This is a genomic window from Methylobacterium sp. J-030, from assembly GCF_022829545.1.
In the GTDB taxonomy this organism is placed as follows: domain Bacteria; phylum Pseudomonadota; class Alphaproteobacteria; order Rhizobiales; family Beijerinckiaceae; genus Methylobacterium.
Map to the genome: position 1 here is coordinate 1 of NZ_JAKSYM010000370.1, position 19,238 is coordinate 19,238.

At 70.4% G+C, this 19,238-nt stretch carries 20 protein-coding genes; 7 read left to right on the forward strand and 13 right to left on the reverse strand.

Annotation, left to right across the window (positions count from 1 at the left end; all coding sequences use genetic code 11):
- The 3 genes from MKK75_RS29730 to MKK75_RS29740 form a co-directional block, all read left to right on the forward strand.
- The coding region (locus MKK75_RS29730; RefSeq protein ID WP_279594226.1) for a TCP-1/cpn60 chaperonin family protein at nucleotides 1–693 on the forward strand (693 nt) is incomplete at its 5' end.
- Nucleotides 694–1,173: 480 nt separating this feature from the next.
- Nucleotides 1,174–1,407: a hypothetical protein gene (locus tag MKK75_RS29735; protein WP_244046087.1), complete on the forward strand. Its 234-nt coding sequence runs from the start codon at nucleotides 1,174–1,176 to the stop codon at nucleotides 1,405–1,407.
- 47 nt (nucleotides 1,408–1,454) lie between these two features.
- Nucleotides 1,455–2,183, forward strand: coding sequence for an SDR family oxidoreductase (locus MKK75_RS29740; RefSeq protein ID WP_244046088.1), 729 nt, complete (start codon nucleotides 1,455–1,457; stop codon nucleotides 2,181–2,183).
- A gap of 450 nt (nucleotides 2,184–2,633) precedes the next feature.
- On the opposite strand, the gene msrA is transcribed toward MKK75_RS29740, so the two are convergent.
- The 13 genes from msrA to MKK75_RS29805 all read right to left on the reverse strand — a co-directional run bounded on the left by msrA (nucleotide 2,634) and on the right by MKK75_RS29805 (nucleotide 16,752).
- Complete coding sequence (gene msrA / locus MKK75_RS29745) at nucleotides 2,634–3,152, reverse strand: peptide-methionine (S)-S-oxide reductase MsrA (protein ID WP_244046089.1); 519 nt, start codon at nucleotides 3,150–3,152, stop codon at nucleotides 2,634–2,636.
- 240 nt (nucleotides 3,153–3,392) lie between these two features.
- A complete protein-coding gene (locus MKK75_RS29750; RefSeq protein WP_244046090.1) occupies nucleotides 3,393–4,850 on the reverse strand; it encodes a carbohydrate porin in 1,458 nt (485 codons plus the stop codon).
- A gap of 198 nt (nucleotides 4,851–5,048) precedes the next feature.
- Nucleotides 5,049–6,176: an ABC transporter permease subunit gene (locus MKK75_RS29755; protein ID WP_313901905.1), complete on the reverse strand. Its 1,128-nt coding sequence runs from the start codon at nucleotides 6,174–6,176 to the stop codon at nucleotides 5,049–5,051.
- A 104-nt stretch (nucleotides 6,177–6,280) separates the two neighbouring features.
- Nucleotides 6,281–7,816 carry a xylose ABC transporter ATP-binding protein gene (locus MKK75_RS29760; protein ID WP_244046092.1) on the reverse strand — a complete coding sequence of 512 codons (1,536 nt, stop codon included), beginning with the start codon at nucleotides 7,814–7,816 and terminating at the stop codon, nucleotides 6,281–6,283.
- Between the two features lie 86 nt (nucleotides 7,817–7,902).
- Nucleotides 7,903–8,922, reverse strand: a complete 1,020-nt coding sequence (gene xylF / locus MKK75_RS29765; protein ID WP_244046093.1) for a D-xylose ABC transporter substrate-binding protein — start codon at nucleotides 8,920–8,922, stop codon at nucleotides 7,903–7,905.
- Nucleotides 8,923–9,047: 125 nt separating this feature from the next.
- A complete protein-coding gene (locus MKK75_RS29770; protein WP_244046094.1) occupies nucleotides 9,048–9,923 on the reverse strand; it encodes an SMP-30/gluconolactonase/LRE family protein in 876 nt (291 codons plus the stop codon).
- A gap of 3 nt (nucleotides 9,924–9,926) precedes the next feature.
- On the reverse strand, nucleotides 9,927–10,703 hold the full coding sequence (locus tag MKK75_RS29775) for an SDR family NAD(P)-dependent oxidoreductase (protein ID WP_244046095.1): 777 nt from the start codon (nucleotides 10,701–10,703) through the stop codon (nucleotides 9,927–9,929).
- Nucleotides 10,704–10,728: 25 nt separating this feature from the next.
- Nucleotides 10,729–11,853: a fumarylacetoacetate hydrolase family protein gene (locus MKK75_RS29780; RefSeq protein WP_244046096.1), complete on the reverse strand. Its 1,125-nt coding sequence runs from the start codon at nucleotides 11,851–11,853 to the stop codon at nucleotides 10,729–10,731.
- Nucleotides 11,854–11,995: 142 nt separating this feature from the next.
- A complete protein-coding gene (locus MKK75_RS29785; RefSeq protein ID WP_244046097.1) occupies nucleotides 11,996–13,000 on the reverse strand; it encodes a LacI family DNA-binding transcriptional regulator in 1,005 nt (334 codons plus the stop codon).
- Nucleotides 13,001–13,236: 236 nt separating this feature from the next.
- On the reverse strand, nucleotides 13,237–14,022 hold the full coding sequence (eutC, locus tag MKK75_RS29790; RefSeq protein WP_244046098.1) for an ethanolamine ammonia-lyase subunit EutC: 786 nt from the start codon (nucleotides 14,020–14,022) through the stop codon (nucleotides 13,237–13,239).
- Nucleotides 14,019–15,422 (reverse strand): ethanolamine ammonia-lyase subunit EutB, encoded by a 1,404-nt coding sequence (locus MKK75_RS29795; protein ID WP_244046099.1) that lies wholly within the window; start codon nucleotides 15,420–15,422, stop codon nucleotides 14,019–14,021. The genes eutC and MKK75_RS29795 overlap by 4 nt, the downstream gene beginning before the upstream one ends.
- A gap of 466 nt (nucleotides 15,423–15,888) precedes the next feature.
- The gene (locus tag MKK75_RS29800; RefSeq protein ID WP_244046100.1) at nucleotides 15,889–16,104 is read right to left on the reverse strand and encodes a hypothetical protein; all 216 of its coding nucleotides are present in this window, start codon (nucleotides 16,102–16,104) and stop codon (nucleotides 15,889–15,891) included.
- Between the two features lie 15 nt (nucleotides 16,105–16,119).
- Complete coding sequence (locus tag MKK75_RS29805) at nucleotides 16,120–16,752, reverse strand: acyl-homoserine-lactone synthase (protein WP_244046101.1); 633 nt, start codon at nucleotides 16,750–16,752, stop codon at nucleotides 16,120–16,122.
- A gap of 161 nt (nucleotides 16,753–16,913) precedes the next feature.
- On the opposite strand from MKK75_RS29805, the gene MKK75_RS29810 reads away from it, so the two are divergent.
- The 4 genes from MKK75_RS29810 to MKK75_RS29825 all read left to right on the forward strand — a co-directional run bounded on the left by MKK75_RS29810 (nucleotide 16,914) and on the right by MKK75_RS29825 (nucleotide 19,132).
- Entirely contained in the window at nucleotides 16,914–17,645 is a 732-nt protein-coding gene (locus MKK75_RS29810; RefSeq protein WP_244046102.1) for a LuxR family transcriptional regulator, read from the forward strand.
- Between the two features lie 46 nt (nucleotides 17,646–17,691).
- Complete coding sequence (locus tag MKK75_RS29815; RefSeq protein ID WP_244046103.1) at nucleotides 17,692–17,946, forward strand: hypothetical protein; 255 nt, start codon at nucleotides 17,692–17,694, stop codon at nucleotides 17,944–17,946.
- Between the two features lie 150 nt (nucleotides 17,947–18,096).
- On the forward strand, nucleotides 18,097–18,699 hold the full coding sequence (locus MKK75_RS29820; RefSeq protein WP_244046104.1) for a PAS domain-containing protein: 603 nt from the start codon (nucleotides 18,097–18,099) through the stop codon (nucleotides 18,697–18,699).
- 97 nt (nucleotides 18,700–18,796) lie between these two features.
- Nucleotides 18,797–19,132: a hypothetical protein gene (locus tag MKK75_RS29825; protein WP_244046105.1), complete on the forward strand. Its 336-nt coding sequence runs from the start codon at nucleotides 18,797–18,799 to the stop codon at nucleotides 19,130–19,132.
- The last annotated feature ends 106 nt before the right edge of the window (nucleotides 19,133–19,238 follow it).

The window sequence follows — 19,238 nt, forward strand, 5'->3', positions numbered from 1 at the left end:
GGCACGGCCAAGCGCGTTCGGATCGTGAAGGAGAACACCACGATCATCGACGGCGTCGGCGAGAAGTCGGACATCGAGGGGCGGATCTCGAAGATCAAGGCGCTGATCGAGGAGACGACCTCGGACTACGACCGCGAGAAGCTTCCGGAGCGCTTGGACAAGCTAGCGGGCGGCGTCGCGGTGATCAAGGTCGGCGGTGCGACCAAGGTCGAGGTGAAGGAGAAGAAGGACCGCGTCGACGACGCGCTGAACGCCACCCGCGCGGCGGTCGAGGAGGGCATCGTCCCGGGCGGCGGCACCGCGCTGCTGCGCGCCACGGTGGCTGTTCAGGCCCTCTCGAGCGACAACCCCGACGTCCAGGCCGGCATCAAGATCGTGCTGAAGGCCCTCGAGGCACCGCTGCGCCAGATCGCCCAGAACTCGGGCGTCGAGGGCTCGATCGTGGTCGGAAAGATCCTGGCCGATGCCTCTTCGACCTACGGCTTCGACGCCCAGACCGAAGCGTACGTCGACATGCTTCAGGCCGGCATCGTCGATCCGGCCAAGGTGGTCCGTGCGGCGATCCAGGGGGCGGCCTCGGTCGCCGGCCTGCTGGTGACCACCGAGGCGATGATCGCCGAGGCTCCGCGGAAGGAGGCCGCCCCGATGCCGGGCGGTGGTGGCATGGGCGGAATGGGCGGCATGGACTTCTGATCTGCCCGACCAGGTCCGGGTGATACCCGATGAGCCGGATGCCGGCTCGTCGGGGGCGCGTCACGCGGGCTGGGATGCGGGGACCGGCCCCGCTCCAGTCCTGCGGGTGCGCTGAGCCCTCGAGGTCCCGACGCCCTGCGCCGCATCACGGCAGACGCCGCCCGGTTCGCGCCGTGAGACGGTCCGGGGCCGGCGGAGCCGCGGGAGGGGCCCACCGTCGATTCCGCAGCGGCTCCTGAGGGCTGCGCACATGCGCAGTCTTGTCGGCCGCGAGATCACCTGCGAGCTCCCGCAGCCCACCGCGGCCGGACCTTCGAGGCCTCGCCTCCGCCGCGGATTTGATCATGATCCGGGAAGCCAATCGCGTCGTCTGGCAGGGGCGTGCGGAGACCATAGCCGCGGGCGATACAGGTTCTAGGTCCGGTGTGTTGTGTGAGCGTATTGCTCGACGCGCGAATCAACCGGTCGACGGATGGGCCGATGCAACGCATGGGCGGAATGGTCGGGCTCGAACCCGGCAGGGTCGCGCCCTGCTGGCGGCCATACGCGGCGGTCCGGCCCGAGATCCTGGATCCGATCGGCCATCGCAAGATCCCCAACGATGCGATCGTTCTCCGGAAGCCGGAGACCCTGCCGTTCGGCACCTGGGACGACCACGGCACCACCTGCGCGGCCGCCAGGGCGCCCCTGGAAGGGGGCTTCCGCTGCGATTGAGGCGACCGCCTCCGGCATCGTATCACGCGCTCCAGGGAGTTCGAGGGATGGCAGATCTTTCCGGCAAGACGGTCCTGATCACCGCGGCCGGCCAGGGCATCGGGCGCGCAAGCGCCCTCGCCTTCGCGCAGGCCGGGGCGACGGTGCACGCCACCGACATCGACGCGGCGGCGCTGGACGACCTGCGCGCCGACAACGTCAGCGCCGCGCTCCTCGACGTGCGGGATGCGGCCGCCGTCAAGGCGCTGGTCGCGCGGATCGGCGCCGTCGACATCCTGTTCAACTGCGCCGGTGTCGTCCACGGCGGCACCATCCTGGAGATGCCCGACACCGACCTCGACGTCGCCTTCGACCTCAACGTCCGGGCGATGATCCGCACGATCCGCGCCGTACTGCCCGGCATGGTCGAGCGCCGCGACGGCGCGATCATCAACATGGCCTCGGTCGCCTCGTCGGTGAAGGGCGTGCCGAACCGCTTCGCCTACGGGGTGACGAAGGCGGCGGTGATCGGGCTGACCAAGGCGGTGGCGGCCGACTACGTCGCCCACAACATCCGCTGCAACGCGATCTGCCCCGGCACGGTCGAGAGCCCGTCCCTGCAGGCGCGCATCCGGGCGCAGGGCGATTACGAGCAGACCCGGGCGGCCTTCATCGCCCGCCAGCCGATCGGGCGGCTCGGCACGCCGGAGGAGATTGCCGACCTCGCCGTGTACCTCGCGGGGGCGACCTACACCACCGGCCAGGCGGTCGTCGTTGACGGCGGCTGGACGATCTGAGAGCCCGGCCGCGGGTCGCCCAAGGGCGAGCGCCCTCCGGTGGGTTGTCACGCCTCGGCCGTGCCTGGACCCGCGAAAGGTCCCGACCCAGCCGCTTCAAGGTGATTGCAGAAATCCGACGCCCTCGCGGTGCGCCGGTCTGGCATCGTTCCTCGTATCAGGAACGCGGCCCCGTCCCGGGCGCGGGGAGCGCCAGCGGAGTGCAACCCGGGATCCAGCGCACGGTGTCGCGAAGCGTCCATCTGAATCAGCCTGTGCCGCCGGCACGGCGCTGCGTGTGCCGGGTCCCGGATCAGGGTCCGCTGCGCTTCACCTGCCCGGGGAAGGGGCGCCGATCCCGAGACGCGCACCCGGCCAAACACCTTGAAGCGGCCGGGGCTCGGCCTTTCGAAACCACGCCGTGATCGCGCCGCGTCACGAGCAGGGCCTGACGCTTCGGGCCGTCCAGCCTCATGCGTCCTGGGGGGCGGTTGACCGGGCGGGCAACACCCAGCCTGGCCTGACGAAGTGGCAGGTATACCCGCCGGGCTGGCGCTCCAGGTAGTCCTGATGCTCCGGCTCGGCCTCCCAGAACGGCCCGGCCGGCGCGACCTCGGTCACGACCGTCCCGGGCCACAGGCCGGAGGCGTCGACGTCGGCGATGGTATCCTGCGCGATGCGGCGCTGGTCATCGTCGGCGTAGAAGATCGCCGAGCGATAGCTCGGGCCCCGGTCGTTGCCCTGCCGGTTCGGCGTCGTCGGGTCGTGGATCTGGAAGAAGAACTCCAGCAGGCGCCGGAAGCTCGTCCGGGTCGGGTCGTAGACGATCTCGATCGCCTCGGCATGGGTGCCGTGGTTGCGATAGGTCGCGTTCGGCACGTCGCCGCCGGTGTAGCCGACGCGGGTCGACACGACGCCCGCCTGGCGCCGGACGAGATCCTGCACGCCCCAGAAACATCCGCCGGCCAGCACTGCCCTCTCGGTTTGCATCGTCGGTCCCCGTCCATCGCTTCGCTTCCATGTCCATATGGGGACGTCGATGACGTTTGCCTCCGGGCGATGTCACGGATACCGATGATTGATCCGCCGGGAGCCTCGGTCATCCGGTCGCGGAGCGCCGTCCGCCGGCGCCCCCGCGGGGGGGTGAAACCCCGGCGGCCGCTCGGTTCCGGAGATATGGTGGGATCCGGTGCCGGCGCGTGCGGGCGCCGGCACCGGGGTGAGCCCGGCTCAGAAGGTGATGCCGCTCTTCACGCCGAAGACGACCACGTCCTCGCGCCGGTTGATGCCGCCCGGACGGTTCACGAACTGGATGTTCGGACGGATCACCACGTCCGGCGTCACGGCGAGGCTGTAGAACACCTCCAGCACCCGCTCGTAGCCGGGGAGCGGCTGATAGGCGCCGTAGAAGGTATTGGCTGCGGCGATGCCCCGCGCGGTGGCGGAACTGGCATGCGACTGGCCGATCGCGACGCCGATCCAGTCGAACGGGCGGGTATCCCAGAACCCCTTGTAGACGAGGCCCAGCGTCTCCTGTTCGTCGAGGGGCGAGGTGCGCGAATCGGCGAAGGTCACCCGGAGGAAGGCCGAGAGGTTGCGGCCGGGCTCGTCGGGATTGGGCCGGTAGAGTTCTTGGATCGCCACGCCGTAGACGCCGCTGCGCTCCTGATGGCCGAGGGGCAGCCCGCCATACACGCTGAGGGGAAGCCGGGCGGTGTTGTAGTAGAGATCGGGGCCGCCCGACGTCTGATACCAGCCGCCGACCGTGTAGCTGCCCCGGTAGTTGAACGGGCCGAAGGTCGGGAACACGGCGCCTTCGAGGATCGCCAGGGCGCCGGTCGCCCCGGTTGGGTCGAAGTTGAACCCGTCATCCAGGTCGCGCTGGTTCACTTGGTAGACGCCGGCCTGGATGTAGCCGGACTCCAGATTTCCGACGCGCAGGCGCGCCGCATATTGCGAGACCGGCCAATTGTACCAGTAGTTCCCGACGAGGTTGCCCGGCTGGGCACCGCAGAAGGTCAGGTTCTGGAACTCGCAGGCGAAGCCGGCGAAATCGGACCCGACCGGCATGCGGCCGAACTTCAGGTCGAGATACTTGCCGAACTGCTGGTCGTAGGAGAGCGTGGTCAGGCGCGGGATGTTACCGCGGCCGTAGACTTCCTCCGTCTGCTGAAGGACGCCGAGATGCGCGTCGATGGGCAGGCTGCGGCCGAAACGCTGTGTGAAGACGAAGTTCATGGTGCCGCCTTCGACACCGGTGAGCTGGTTCATGTCGGCCGCGCCCTTGAGGACGAACTGGCCGCTGCCGCGCACCAGCTGCCGCGTTCCGCCCTGGAGGTTGGTGCCGGTCTCGTAATCGACGCCGGCATCGACGCGGATGCCGGCCCGGAACAGGTCGTCGCGCACGCCGCCGAGATTGCCGAACAGGCCCCATTTCGGCGCGGCGGCCCGGGTGTCGAGGCTGCCGCCGGGGGCGAGATCGGGACTGGTCGCCGTCGCGGGCCGGGCGAGCGGGAGCCCGGCGACCGGAGCGGGACGGCGCGCCGACTGGGCGCGGCGCTTACGAACAGGCCGAATCACTTGCGCGGACGCGCTCGACACGGCGGCGGAGCCGGCGGGCGGCGCCTCCTGCGCGTGGAGGCCGGGCGCCCAGAGGATGCCCTGTGCGACGACGGCGGCGCCGAGCATGGATGCCCGGCGCAGTCCGGACGATGTTGCTTTACGAATCACAGTCTACCCCCAGTTTTTGAAGCTCAATTTTTTAACTTTTCCTCAACCCAAGCCTGAATATCGGGATTTGTAGGTATTAATTCAGGATTATGGCCGAGCTTTTCAGCTTCGCCCGGTCGATTGACTGGGCGAGCGACGCGCTGAGAACTATAGTTCTCAGTTACTCTTAGCGTATGTTGCCACGTCCAGCCAAACAGCTAGGAGTAGAATCGTTCCTTTGACGATCATCTGCCAGTAACTGTCGAGGCTGAGCATCGACATGCCGTTGTCGAGGCTCGCCATGAGGAGCGCGCCGATCAGGGCGCCCGCGACGGTGCCGGCCCCGCCCCGCATGGAGGTGCCGCCGATCACGCAGGACGCGATCGCGTCCAGTTCCTGCAGGCTGCCGGCCGAGGGGGAGCCGGCCGCGAGGCGCGCGGTCGTCAGGAGGCCGGCCAGCGCGGCGGCCGCGCCCATCAGCGCGAACACCACGAGCTTCACCCGCTGCACGTCGACGCCCGACAGGCGCGTCGCCTCGAGGTTGCCGCCGATGGCGTAGATGCGCCGGCCCAGCACGGTCCGCCGGGCCATCAGGCTCAGGCCGCAGAGCATCACGAGGAGGATCAGCACCGGGGTCGGGATGCCGCGATAGGCGTTGAGCACGACCACGAACCCGGCCAGCACCGCGCCGGTCAGAACGATCTTGCCGAGGTCGATGGCGAGAGGCGGCACCGGAAGGTTGTACGTCCGGCGTCCGGCCCGGCTCCGCAGGACCGAGGCGGCCAGCAGGGCGAACAGGATCGCGGCGAGGCCGAAGCCGATGGGGCCCGGCAGGTAGCTCTGGCCGACGGCCACGAAATCGGACGCGATCGGCGTCACCGTCACGCCGCCGGTGATCCCGAGCAGGATGCCGCGGAACGCCAGCAGGCCCGCGAGCGTCACGATGAAGGACGGGATGCCGCGATAGGCCACCCAGTAGCCGTTGAACGCGCCGATCCCGGCGCCGAGCCCCAGCACCGCCAGGAGGGTGACGGGGAACGGCATCTGCCAGCGCGCGTCGAGGATCGCCCCGACGCCGCCGAGGAGGCCCAGCAGCGAGCCGACGGAGAGGTCGATCTCGCCCGCGATGATGACGAACACCATGCCGGCCGCCAGCATGCCGGTGATCGCCATCTGCCGGAGCAGGTTCGACAGGTTGCGCGGCGTGAGGAAATCGCCGTCCGTGAGGGCGGTGAACAGGATCCACACCGCCGCGATGACCACGGCGAGCACGAGGATCTTGTAGCGCGCGAGCACCACCTTCATCTGCGCCCGGCCGAGGGCGCGCGCCGGCCCCTCCTGCGGGGCGGCGACCGCGCCGGATACTGCGGCAGGACCGGACTTCTGGATGCTGGCCATGGACGAACTCTTCAGGCGGCCGCGTCGAGGGGCGTGAGGGCGGCGGTGAGGACCTGCTCCTGCGTGAGGCCGTCGTTGACGAAGTCGCCGCGCAGGCGGCCCTCGCCCATCACCAGCACGCGGTCGGAGATGCCCAGGACTTCCGGCATCTCCGAGGAGACCATGATGATCGACATGCCCTGCTTCACGAACTCGAAGATCAACTTGTAGATCTCGTACTTGGCGCCGACATCGACGCCCCGGGTCGGCTCGTCGAGGATCAGCACGCGCGGCGCGGGTGCCAGCATCTTGGCGATCACCGCCTTCTGCTGGTTGCCGCCGCTGAGGCGGGCGATGGCCAGCAGCGGGCTCGCGGTCTTGATGCGCATCCGCGTGATCGCGGCGCCGACATCCTGCAGCTCGCGGTGCTCGTCGATCAGGCCCGCGCCCGCGTAGCGCCCGAGGACCGAGAGGGAGATGTTCTGGCCGACGCCGAGGCCCGGCACGATGCCGTGGGCCTTGCGGTCCTCCGGCACCATGCAGATCCCGTGGGCGACTGCCTGCCGGGGGTTGCGGACGGTGATCGGCTGGCCGTCGAGGAAGAGCTCGGCCGTGCTCGGGCCCCGGTAGCAGCCGAACAGGGCGCTCACCAGCTCGGTGCGGCCGGCGCCGACGAGGCCGGCGATGCCGAGGATCTCCCCGCGCCGGAGCTGGAACGAGACGGCGTCGACGCGGCGGCGGCGGGTGTTGTGCGGATCGAGGCAGGTGACGTTGCGCGCCTCGAACACGACCGCGCCGATCGGGTGGTCCTCGCGCGGGAACAGGCTCGTCATCTCCCGCCCGATCATCATGCGGATGATGTCGTGGGCGGTGATGTCGGCCATGGCGGCGCTGCCGACATAGGTGCCGTCGCGGATCACGGTCACCCGGTCGGCCACCGCCTCGATTTCCTCCAGCTTGTGGGAGATGTAGACGCAGGCCGTGCCCCGGGCCTTCAGGTCCCGGACGATGCCCAGCAGGGTCTCGGTCTCGGAGCGGCTGAGAGAGGAGGTCGGCTCGTCGAGGATCAGGAGCTTGGCGTTCTTGCTCAGCGCCTTGGCGATCTCGATCAGCTGGCACTCGCCGCCGCCGTAATCGGCCACCGGGCGCGCCACGTTGATGTGCCCCATGCGCAGATCGGCGAGCAGTTTTGCGGCGCGGGCGTACATCGCGTCGAAGTCGATAAAGCCCCCCGCCGCGCGGGGTTCCCGGCCGAGGAAGATGTTCTCCGCCACCGACAATTGCGGCACCAGCATCAGCTCCTGATGGATGATGACGATGCCGGCCGCCTCGGTCTCACGGATGCTGCCGGCCTTGAGCTCCTGCCCCTCCCAGTGGATCGTCCCGTCCCAGGTGCCGTGCGGATAGACCGCCGACAGCACCTTCATCAGCGTGGACTTGCCCGCGCCGTTCTCGCCGCACAGGCCCACCACCTCGCCGCGGCGGACGGTGAGATCGATGCCGTCGAGCGCGCGCACCCCGCCGAAGGCCTTGGTGATGCCGCGCATGTCGAGCAGGGTATCGGGCATGGGAGCGCTCCCGCTCTCGGAGGCGGTGACAGTGGGAGCCCCGGAGGGCTCCCGGTTCGCGGCAATCAGACCAAAATGTCCGGTGGCTATTTCCGATTGATCTGCGCTTCCGTGTAGAAGCCGTCCTTCACGACGATGTCCCAGTTCTGCTTCGTCACGAGGACCGGCGTGAGGAAGATGGACGGCACGTCCGTCTTGCCGTTGTTCAGCGTCGCGTTGAACTGCGGAGTCCTGCCCTTGACGAGGGCCACGGCGAGGTCCGCGGCCTTGGTGGCGATCTCCTTCAGCGGCTTGTAGACCGTCACGGTCTGGGTCCCGGCCTTCACGCGCTGGACCGCGGCGAGATCCGCGTCCTGCCCGGACACCGCCGTCTTGCCGGCGAGGTTCTGCGCGGTCAGCGCCTGCACCACGCCGCCGGCCTCCGCGTCGTTCGAGGCCACCACGCCGTCGATGGCGTTCTTGTTGGCCGTGAGCGCGTCCTCCATGATCTGGAGGGCGGTGGTGGCGCTCCATTCCGGCACGAATTGCGAGCCGACGATCTTGATCTTGCCGGCGTCGATCGCCGGCTGGAGGACCTTCATCTGGCCCTGGCGCAGGATCTTGGAGTTGTTGTCGGTGGGCGCGCCGCCCATCAGGAAGTAGTTGCCGGTCGGCTTGGCCTCGAGCACGCCCTGGGCCTGCAACTCGCCCACGCGCTCGTTGTCGAAGGTGATGTAGGCGTCGATGTCGGCGTTCAGGATCAGCCGGTCGTACGAGACGACCTTGATCCCCGAGCGCTTGGCCTCCGCGATGACGTTGCCGAGGGCTTTGCCGTTGAAGGGCACGATCACGATCGCGTCCACGCCCCGCGCGATCATGGTCTCGATCTGCGCGATCTGGCGCTCCTCGCTGGCGTCGGCCGACTGCACGTTCACGCTGGCGCCGAGCGTCTTGGCGGCCTCGACGAAGAAGTCGCGGTCGCGCGTCCAGCGTTCGAGGCGCAGGTCGTCGATCGAGAAGCCGATCACGGGCTTCTCGGGGCTCGCCCAGGCGGCGCCCGAACCGGCGCCCAGGATGAGCGCGGCGACGCCGCCGGCGAAAAGCGTCCGTTTCGTCGAGATGACCATGGCTTCCTCCCCCTTCGGCAGTCCGGACCACCCGGCTTCTGCCAGACCTCACCCCTTCGACGCCGATCGTCCGCCGGCTCGGTCGAAGGCTTGCACAGGCGCGGACCGGACCGGTCCACGCCGTCTCAGATCCGCGCCCTGGCCGGGGGCAACCCCACGAGTCCGGGGCGACGGAAGGCGAACAGATCCCCCGCCAGCGGCTGGGCGGCGCGGTCGGCCTCCGACAGGCCCTTGCGGGCCGTCGTGACGTAGGCGATTCCGAGGTCGTCGCCGCCGAAGGCGATCTTGGTGACGTTCGCCACGGGGAACGGGACGGCCTCGATCAGGCGGCCGTCCGGCGCGTAGCGGCGCGCGGCCCAGCCGCCGAACAGGCCCATCCAGACGCAGCCCTCGGCGTCGACCGTCAGGCCGTCCGGATATCCGGCGCCGTCCTCGATCCGGGCGAACAGCGAAGGCCGACCGGCGATCTCGCCCCCGGCCAGGGGCACCTGCCAGATTGTGCGACCGAGCGTGTCGACGTGGTAGAGGATCGTCCCGTCCGGCGAGAAGGCGGGGCCGTTGGTGATCGTCACCGCCGGCAGGCCGCTATCGGCGGCGCCGGCCGCGGCGAACCGGTAGAGGCGGCCGGTCGGGGCGCGTTCGGCATCGTCCATGCTGCCGAACCACAGGCTGCCGTCCGGGTGGATGGCGGCATCGTTCAGGCGGTTCCCCGGCAGGTGCGGCTCGGGGTCGTGCAGCGCGGTGAAGCGACCGCCCTCCGGGTCGAAGCGGTGCAGGCCGGACTTGAGGCCCGCCACCAGCGCGCCGTCCTCGGTGGGCAATACCCATCCAGGCTGGTCGGGCGCGTCCCAGCTCCGCAGCGTCCCGGCCTCGGGGTCGAAGCGGTGCAGGCGCTGCGCCTTGATGTCGGTGAACCACAGGGCGCGCTCGTGCGGCAGCCAGACCGGCCCCTCCCCGAGGATCGCCTGCACGGCGTGGACGTGATCGGGCCGGAGCGCCATGGTTCAGCGCCAGCCCGCGTCGATGAAGTAGTTGTGCCCCGTGCACATCCGGGCATCGTCCGAGGCCAGGAACAGCACCAGGGCGGCGACGTCCGAGGGCTGGATCCGCCCGTCGAGGCACTGGGCCGCCACGATCTCGGCCGCCCCCTCCGGGGTGTACCAGCGCTCCTGCCGTGGGGTCTGGACGTTGCCGGGCACGATCGTCGCGACGCGGATGCCGTCCCGGCCGAGGTCCCGGGCGAGCGCCCGGGTCATCCCCTCGATCGCCGCCTTGGCAGTCTGGTAGATCGGCATGTCCCGCGCGCCGAGATGCCAGCTGATCGATCCGAAATTCAGGATCACCCCGCGGCCGGCCCGCCGCATCGACGGCACCGCCGCCTGCGCGGCGAAGAACAGGTGGCGCAGGTTCACCGCCATGCGCGCGTCCCAGTAGGCGGGCGTCACCGCCTCGATCGTGTGGCGGTCGTCGTTGCCGGCATTGTTGACGAGGACGTCGATGCCCCCCAGCGCCGCCTCGGTGCCGGTCACCAGGGCGCGGACCGCCTCGACGTCGGTCAGGTCGCAGCGCCGGTAGAGCGGCGGGTGCGCCGCACCGGGGGCGAGGCGCTCGACCAGGGCGGCGGCGGCCGTGTCGGCGATGTCGCAGAACACGACCCGTGCGCCCTGGGCCACGAAAGCTTCGACCAGACCCTCGCCGATGCCCGAGGCACCACCCGTCACCAGCACCCGCCGGTCGCGCAGGCTCGGGTAGATCGCACGCGTGGAGGGGGACGACGACACGGACGGACGCTCCGGCACTCAGGGGTCAGCGGCTAATGGGGCGGGCGAGCAGACCCCGCCCGGCGAGGTTGCGCATCAGCGCGCCGATCCCCTCCGACCAGGGCGGGGCCGCCTTCGAGGTGGTGACGTGGTTGACGAGCCGGCCGAGGCGCGGGCTCGCGACGGTCACCCGGTCGCCGATCTTGTGGGTGAAGCCGCGGCCCGGCGCGTCGCGGTCCTGGATCGGCGCGAACAGGGTGCCGAGGAACAGGCAGAACCCGTCCGGGTACTGGTGCTCGCTCAGCGCCTGCCGGACCAGATCGAGCGGGTCCCGGCTGATCTGGTCCATCGCCGAGTGGCCGTCGAGGCGGAACCCGTCCGCGCCCTCCACCACCAGCGCGACCTCGGCGCTGCGGACGTCGTCCATCGTGAAGCCCTGGTCGAACAGGCGCACCAGCGGCCCGATCGAGCAGGAGGCGTTGTTGTCCTTGGCCTTGCCGAGGAGCAGGGCCGAGCGGCCCTCGAAGTCGCGGAGATTCACGTCGTTGCCGAGCGTCGCGCCGACCGGCGTCCCGTCGGCGGACACCAGCAGCACGATCTCCGGCTCGGGGTTGTTCCAGGTCGAATCCGAGCGGATCCCGATCTCGGCGCCCCAGCCGACGGTCGAGAGCACCGGCGACTTGGTAAAGATCTCGGCGTCCGGCCCGATCGCGACTTCGAGATACTGGGACCACAGCCCGTCATCCATCAGGACGCGCTTGAGCGCCGCAGCCTCCCCGGTGCCCGGGACGACCGCCCGCAGGCTCCCGCCGATTCGGTCCTCGATCCGCGTTCGGACGGCGGCGGCGGCGGCCGGATCGCCGTTCGCGCGCTCCTCGATCACCCGCTCCAGGGCGGAGATCGCGAAGGTGACGCCGGCGGCCTTCACGCAGTGCAGGTCGATGGGGCTCAGGAGCGTCAGCCCGTCCGGCCCCGCGATGGGTTTTCCACCCGCACCGGTGAAATGCCGGGCCTCGACCAGGGCCGAGACGGTGGGGGCCACGGCGGCCATGTCGTAGACGCAGCCGCGCTCGATCAGGATCGGCGATGGTCCTTCGGGAAGCTGGGCGCGGCCGAGGAACAGGCCCTCGCGCCAATCCGCCGGCAATGCATCCGCCGCAGCGAAAGCCATGTGCGCCGCCCCCCGGTTCCGGCGGAGACTCAGCGCCCCCACACGCTTGATAGCGCTAACATTGAGCCGCGCCTCAAGGTCTTGTCAAGCTCCCGTATGCATCCGGCGCGATCGCCGAAGTGATGCGAAGACGTTCCGTGTCTCAGTCCAGTCGGCGCGGCGGCGCGTCGGAGAACCGGCGGACCAGCGCATGGTCGAGGACGATATGGGCGCGCTCGGGCGCCTGCCCGGCGCGGCGGGCGCGGGCCGCCTTCAGGAGCAGGACCATCGCGGCGTGGGACATCTCGCGGATCGGCTGGCGGATCGTGGTGAGTTCCGGCCAGATGGTGGTGGCGATCGATGTGTCGTCGAAGCCGCACACCGTCAGATCCTCCGGGACGGCGAGCCCCCGGCGCAAGGCCACCGCCACGGTGGCGGCCGCCATGTCGTCGTTGCTGGCGAAGATCGCGGTGGGCGGCGCGGTGCCGGTCAGCAGGCGCTCGGCCGCCTCCAGCCCCGAGCGGTAGGTGAACAGGCCCGGCGCCACGAGGCCGGGATCGAAGGCGAGGCCCGCCTGCGCCAGCCCGTCGCGATAGCCGAGGAAGCGGCGCTCGCTCGCTGTCTGGTCGGGATTGCCCCGGATGAAGCCGATGCGCCGATGGCCCAAAGCCGCGATATGCGCCGTCATGGTGAGGGCCGCGCGGTACCCGTCGATGCTGACCGCCCCAATGGCGGGCTCCGAATCCCAGGTGCCGACGCGGACCGCCGGCAGGCCCGCCGCGACCACGGCGGCCAGGACCGTCTCCGAATCGCAGAGCGGCGGCGGCAGGAGCAGCGCGTCGATCCCGCTCGCGAGGAACCGGGCCGCAACGTCGCCCGCCTGCTGGCCGACCTCGCAAATCTCGACCAGAAGCTGCGCCTGTGCCTGGCTCGCCGCCCCGAGGCAGCCGACCAGGAACTCGTTGAGGTAGGCGGCGCTCGGGTTGCTGTAGAGCAGCCCGATGCGGATCTGACTGACGCCCGCCAGGATCTGCGCGGAGATGTTCGGCTTGTAGTTCAGGGTGGCGATCGCCCGCTCGACCGCTTCGCGGGTGCCGGGGCGGACCTTCTCGTCGCCGTTGACGACGCGGGACACGGTCATCGCCGAGACCCCGGCCTCGCGTGCCACGTCGCTGACTGTCGGAACCCCGGTCTGCCGCCGCGTCGACCCCCTGCCGAGCTTGCTATCGGGTGGCGACAAATCGGTTTCCCATTCTGGGCTCCGCCCGGGGGCGATGCGGAGGCGCCGGACGGACCACGTGCCGCCCTGGGGTCTACCGATTTCACACCCTTGCGGCGTTCGACAAGGGATCCGCATGCGGGCACGCGGTCACAGGCTGTCAGCCGGCTCGACGCGCCGGCGCCCTACGCCTCCGGGAGGGACGGCGCCGGCGGGCCCACCAAGCTCTCCCGGCGCAGGCCGACCCCGCTGGTGCCCTGCGCCATCATGGCCCGCAGCAGGGCCTCCATCTGGTCGGCGGCCGCCCCGATCGCAAGCCCGTCCTGCCGGATGTTCGAGATGCAGTTGCGCCGGGAATCCGGCAATCCCGGTTCCGGCGCGCAGGTGATGTAGCAGCCGAGGCTGTCCGAGGCCGACAGGCCCGGCCGCTCGCCGATCAGCACGACGACGCAGCGCGCCCCGAGCCGGGCGCCGATCGGATCGCCGATCGCCACCCGGCCCTGGTGCACGACCGCGACCGGGGCGAGGCTCCAGCCGGCTTGGGCCGCCCGCGCGGCGAGGGCGGCGGCGGAGGGCACTGCGTTGAGGGCGACCGCCGTGGCCGAGAGCCCGTCGGCGATCACCAGGGCGACGTCGAAGCCCTGCCCGAGCCCGTCGAGGGCGGCCTCCGAATCCGGGTTCAGGGTCCGGCCCCGGTCCGGCCGGCGCAGGTACTCCGCCCGGTCGGCGACGGTGGTGCGAAGCTCGATCGACGCGAGCCCCTGCGCCCGCAAGCTCTCGCGGATCGCCGCCGCGTCGAGGGGCGTCCAGACCGCCTCGCGGGCGCGGGCATGGTCCAGCCCGAAGGCCAGCGCCGCCCCGGTCGGCAGGCCGGCGCCGTGGGCGCCCAGCGCGATGCGGGCCTGCGTCAGCGCGCGCAGATCGTGCAGCGTCGGGGTTTTGGCGCGCTTCGGCTCGGCGGGCGCGCTCATGCCGCCCGCCCCGGCAGGAGGCGCGACGCCTCTTCCAGCGCCGGGGGCAGCTCGCCCGATGCCCCCGCGAGCCGGCCCTGCGCGTCCGTGATGCGGACCGCGCGCAGCCACGCCTCGAATTCCGGGGCGGGCGGGCGCCCCAGGGTCTCGCGGGCGAAGACCGCGTCGTGATGGGAGAGGGACTGGTAGTTCAGCATCACGTCGTCCGCCCCCGGCACCGTGATGACGAAGTTGACGCCTGCCGCGCAGAGCAGGGTCAGGAGGGCGTCCATGTCCTCGCCGTCGGCGTCGGCGTGGTTGGTGTAGCAGACGTCCACCCCCATCGGCAGGCCGAGCAGCTTGCCGCAGAAATGGTCCTCCAGCCCGGCCCGGATGATCTGCTTGCCGTTGTAGAGGTATTCCGGGCCGATGAAGCCCACGACCGTGTTGACGAGGAGCGGATCGAACTCCCGTGCCACCGCGTAGGCCCGCGCCTCCATGGTCTGTTGGTCGACGCCCCAATGGGCGTCGGCCGAGAGGGCCGAGCCCTGGCCGGTCTCGAAGTACATGAACTGCCCGCCCTCCGGGCAGCGGCCGAGCGCGCGACCCGCCTCGGCGGCCTCGCGCAGGATGGCGAGATCGACGCCGAAGCCGGCATTGGCCTTCTGCGAGCCCGCCACCGACTGGAACACGAGGTCCACCGGCGCGCCCCGCCCCATGGCCTCGATCGCCACCGTGACGTGGCCGAGGCAGCAATGCTGGGTCGGCACGTTCAGGCGCAGGCGCAGGGTCTCCAGCAGTTCGACGATGCGGATGTAGTCCGGCAGCGAGTCGGTCGCCGGATTCACGCCGATCATCGCGTCGCCCGAGCCCATCAGCAGGCCGTCGAGCGCCGAGATCAGGATGCCGGCGGAGGAATCGGTCGGGTGGTTCGGCTGGTTGCGGGTCGCGAGGCGGCCGGGCAGGCCGATCGTGGAGCGGAACCGCGTCACCACCGGCCGCTTGGCGGTGATCGCCACGAGATCCTGCAGCCGGCAGAGTTTTGAGACGGCCGCCACCATCTCGGGCGTGAGCCCCGGCGCGAGGGCCGCGAGCGCCGCCGCATCGGCCGCCGGCGACAGCAGCCATTCGCGGAAGGCGCCGACCGTCAGCGACGCCACCGGCGCGAAGGCCCGCGCGTCGTGCCGGCGCGCGATGAGGTCCGAGACCTCGTCCGCGTCCGAGGGGATCAGCTCCTCCGCCAGGAACGTCTTCAGCGGCAGGTCGGCGAGGGCGATCTGCGCGGCGAGGCGCTCCACCGGCCCCTCCGCGCAGAGCCCGGCGAGCTGATCGCCGGACCGCTCCGGCGTCGCCTTGGCCAGCAGGCCGCGGAGGTCGGGGAAGGTGAAGCGTGTGCCTTCGAGGGTCGTCGCGTATGCCATGGCCGGCGCTCCGGTCGATCTGTCCGACGTCAGGTATACCGGTCCGGCGGAATTGCGCGAGCGGTCCCGCGTCGCGATGACGGCGGCTCGGCCGGTCCGGCGCAGGCCAGCGCCGCCCGCGCGGTCGTGAGCGGAGCGCCTGTCACCAACGCGTTGGGCCGGATCCACGATAAGGACTCGACGGATGGCTGGGTGCGGTTCACCATCCTGCTGGACACGCCGCCCGCGGCCGCTCCGGCCGTCGCGCCTTGTGCGCATGGGTTCACGCGGCGCCGACAGGATCGAAGTGCAAATCCTTCCCAGGGTCTTCGCTTCGACAGGGGCCGAGCGGCCCGGTCTCAACAGCTAAACCCGCTCGGCCCCGCCCTTCTTCGAGGGCGGAGCGTCTGGCCGATCCGGGGCGATCAGGCGGCGCCTTCCCGGTTCGACGGATGACGGGCGCGGCCGCCATCCGTCGAGCGTTGCCCTACACGACCGGGCGAGGTCCGGGCGCGGGGGGATGGCCGATCGATCGGCCGAGGTGCCGCCCGAGCTCGATCAGAACCGCATCCACGAACACGCGCAGATGGGGATCCGGGAGGCCCATGACGGTCTTGCGGAGTTCGAGGGCCTGCTCAGCCGCCTGTTCCAGACGGCGTCTCAGGTCGTCATTCTCGCGGTCCTTGTCCGGCACCGTTGCCATGGGGCGGGACCCTTCCTAGCTCGCCAGCCGGGCCACGCCGCGGCACTCGGGTACCAGGACGGAGTCGGTGGTGCCCCGCAGAGTCTGCAATTGCCGCAGGCTTCGGGCGTCGAAGCCGGCATTGACCGCGACGATCTCGACGTCGTCGATCATCTGCGGGAGCCCCAGCGGCAGGGCGTGGATGTGGAGCTGCAGCAGGCGCAGAAGCCAACTGGTCGGCATCTCGGAGACGAAACCCTTGAGGCCGCGCGGCAGGCCCCATTCCACGATCGCGGTCAGGATCGACAGGGCCGTCGGGTTGAGCCGCCGGCCGGAGGTGCGCACGCTGCCCGCCACGCCGATCCGGCTCCACTCGACGATGTGGGGCGAGTGGGGCGGCTCCATCTCGCAGAGCTGCGGCAGGTGCGTGGACAGGACGTAGGGCCGCACCGTCGGGAGGAGACGCGAATAGCCGACGACCGCGTCGTCCTCCAGCGCGAGCAGGTGGATGGCGTACTCGTCATCGAACTCGTCGATCTCGCGCTTGTCGTCCCGCGCGATGGCCGACCAACCCATCTCCTCGACGAAGATCTTGTGCCGAAGGCGCCAGGCCTGTTCCATTAAATCTTTGTGCCGATCAATCTCGGCAGCGGTAATGATCTGGATCATGAAGTACCTCCGTGCTTTTGTGTGCCCGCCGGGTGCGGCGGGCGACACCACGCGAACGCGTGGTGTCGGCACGGGGATTGCTCGCCGCCGGCCGGGATTCATCCGACCCCGGGGGCGACCGTCCGGTGCGGCGTGATCAGCGGCTGCGAACGGGAGCCATCGTGAGCAGGAAGTCCCTCGATCACACGCTCAAGTTGCTCAAGGAACTCGACCGCGCCGGCAGCATCCCGGAGGTCGTGGCCACGGTTCAGCGGCAGCTCCGCGGGTTCGGCGTCGAGGCCATCATCGCGGCGCTGCTCCCGACGGCGCCCGGCCTGACGGGCTTCAATCGCCAGTTCCTCGTTATGGAGAACGTGTCCGACGCGTGGCGCCAGCGCTATCTCCACCGCCGCTACGCTGCCCACGACCCGATCGTGGCCCATACGCTGCAGCAGCAGAGCGGCTTCGGGTGGCGCGATCCGGAGATTTCGGCCGAGACGTCGCCCCTCGGACGCCAGATCATGAACGAGGCCGCCGAGTGCGGCCTGCGCGACGGCTACACCGTGCCCCTGACGACCATCGAGGGCGAGGCCGGCGGGATGAGCTTCGCGGGCGCCCATCTGGAGATCGCGCCGGAACACCGGGGCATGCTCACGCTGATCGCGAGCTACGCGTTCGGCCAAGCCCTGCTCGTGCGGGGCCAGCCCGCCGACATGCCGGTCCGGCTCTCACCGCGGGAGCGCGAGACGCTGCAATGGGCCGCGGAAGGCAAGACCGATTGGGAGATCGGCGAGATCATGGGGATTTCGGAGCACGGGGTCGACTCGCACCTGCGCTGCGTGCGCGCGAAGCTCAGGACGCGCAACCGGGCGCAGTCCGTAGCCGAGGGTTTTCGGCTTGGCATTATCGTTTAAGTATGCCACGGCCTGCCGGAACTGGGCGGTCATCGGGAGCGCGGCTTTGGCGCAGGACGAACGGAATGCCCAACTGTTGCGGAACATTTCAGTTGCCCTCGGCGTGAACACCAAGGTCTTTTCCGAGGACCAATCGACGGTGCAGGGTGTTCCGGACGATTATCATACGGCCGTCCTGCTGATCAGACTGGTTCGCGCGTTCCATGCGCTCCCGAATGACGACAAGCGCCTGGAGTTGCTTCGCCTCGTGGAATCCTGCGCCGCCGAGGCCAACCCCGATCACGGGATGGAACGGCCCTAAGGTCTTGGTTCGGCTGCACGGTCGCGGACCCGCGAAATCGAAGCCGGCCATTCGATCGGACCACGGCCCAGGCTGCTTGATGTCACCACAATTGAGTTGTGTACTATCTGCAGTTGCAAATCGACCGGGTCGGGGGCCGGACAGATGCGAATGTCAGAGGGCGCGCGCGCCCATCCGGGGCGCGATGAGCTGCAGACGGTTCTCGATGATGCCGACGCGGTCGGACGCTGGCAGATCGACGTTCGCCGGGGCGTCGTGATCGCCGATCCGATCGTCGCCCTGCTGTTCGGCTTCACCCCCGAGTTCGGCGCTGCGGGCATCCCGTTCGAGACGTTCAACGGCGGTACCCACCCGGATGACCGCGCGCACGTCCTGGAGCACATCCTCCGCTGCGCGGCGGGCGGCGGGTGGTTCATCGCCGAGCACCGGGTCTGCTCGGCGGACGGCCGGATCCGCCGGATCCTGGCCCGCGGGAAGTTCGATCCGGACGAGACCGGCGTCGTGGTGGCGGGTCGCGGCATCGTGGTGGATATCACGCAGGGCGACACCTGCGACGACCCCCTCGTCGCATCGCGGATATCCCAGGCGACGCCGCCGCTGGATCACGTCGTGGACCTCGTCCTGGCCAGCTATCGCACCCTCAAGGATCTGGCTGAACCGAAGGCCCTGGCCTTGACGGAAGCGCTGCTGATGGAACTCGGCTTCAGCCTGGCCCGCGCGCAGGTGCGCGCCCAGCTCGCCCAACTGCATTGACCGGGTGGGCACCGGAGCCTCGTAGGACCGGCGGGACCTCCCCGCAACCGCGGACGCGGTGTTCTCGCTTGCCCAGACCGTCTCGGACGGGTGGCGTATGCCCGGGATCCGCGGGTGCGGCCCGGACGCGCGGATGATCCTGCCCGGCCTCGCCACGGTAATCGGCCCCATGGCGGCCGAGGCGCGGCGGCGCCAGGACGCGCTCTGGGATCGCGTGCCCCGGGAGGACAGTCGCGCCCGGCTCGCCGGGACGCTGCGGCTCGACCTCGACAAAACCTTGCCCGACCCGCTGCCCCTGCCGCCGGATGCCAACCACGACGATGTTGCCGGGCATGGTCGCGCTCGCCCGGCGCGAGGGGCTGCCGGTGCGCCCGTTCCTGCGGGCGCTGGGGGCGGTGTCGGCCACCGCATCGCGGCGGCACCCCGGAGGTGAACCGCCGACCTCCCGCCCCCATCGGGCACCACCCTCCCCCGCAGAGGGGGGCGGGGACCCGCGTCCCGTCAAGCTGGCGGCTTGAGCATGCCGCGGCCTCAAACCT

What these genes read in the sequence shown, in the direction of transcription:
- eutC (WP_244046098.1), bottom strand. Translation starts at nt 14,022, where the DNA reads ATGAGCGCGCCCGCCGAGCCGAAGCGCGCCAAAACCCCGACGCTGCAC.
- MKK75_RS29805 (WP_244046101.1), bottom strand. Translation starts at nt 16,752, where the DNA reads ATGATCCAGATCATTACCGCTGCCGAGATTGATCGGCACAAAGATTTA.
- MKK75_RS29780 (WP_244046096.1), bottom strand. Translation starts at nt 11,853, where the DNA reads ATGGCTTTCGCTGCGGCGGATGCATTGCCGGCGGATTGGCGCGAGGGC.
- MKK75_RS29825 (WP_244046105.1), top strand. Translation starts at nt 18,797, where the DNA reads ATGCCCGGGATCCGCGGGTGCGGCCCGGACGCGCGGATGATCCTGCCC.
- msrA (WP_244046089.1), bottom strand. Translation starts at nt 3,152, where the DNA reads ATGCAAACCGAGAGGGCAGTGCTGGCCGGCGGATGTTTCTGGGGCGTG.
- MKK75_RS29760 (WP_244046092.1), bottom strand. Translation starts at nt 7,816, where the DNA reads ATGCCCGATACCCTGCTCGACATGCGCGGCATCACCAAGGCCTTCGGC.
- MKK75_RS29795 (WP_244046099.1), bottom strand. Translation starts at nt 15,422, where the DNA reads ATGGCATACGCGACGACCCTCGAAGGCACACGCTTCACCTTCCCCGAC.
- MKK75_RS29820 (WP_244046104.1), top strand. Translation starts at nt 18,097, where the DNA reads ATGTCAGAGGGCGCGCGCGCCCATCCGGGGCGCGATGAGCTGCAGACG.
- MKK75_RS29740 (WP_244046088.1), top strand. Translation starts at nt 1,455, where the DNA reads ATGGCAGATCTTTCCGGCAAGACGGTCCTGATCACCGCGGCCGGCCAG.
- MKK75_RS29800 (WP_244046100.1), bottom strand. Translation starts at nt 16,104, where the DNA reads ATGGCAACGGTGCCGGACAAGGACCGCGAGAATGACGACCTGAGACGC.
- MKK75_RS29735 (WP_244046087.1), top strand. Translation starts at nt 1,174, where the DNA reads ATGCAACGCATGGGCGGAATGGTCGGGCTCGAACCCGGCAGGGTCGCG.
- MKK75_RS29770 (WP_244046094.1), bottom strand. Translation starts at nt 9,923, where the DNA reads ATGGCGCTCCGGCCCGATCACGTCCACGCCGTGCAGGCGATCCTCGGG.
- xylF (WP_244046093.1), bottom strand. Translation starts at nt 8,922, where the DNA reads ATGGTCATCTCGACGAAACGGACGCTTTTCGCCGGCGGCGTCGCCGCG.
- MKK75_RS29755 (WP_313901905.1), bottom strand. Translation starts at nt 6,176, where the DNA reads ATGAAGGTGGTGCTCGCGCGCTACAAGATCCTCGTGCTCGCCGTGGTC.
- MKK75_RS29750 (WP_244046090.1), bottom strand. Translation starts at nt 4,850, where the DNA reads ATGCTCGGCGCCGCCGTCGTCGCACAGGGCATCCTCTGGGCGCCCGGC.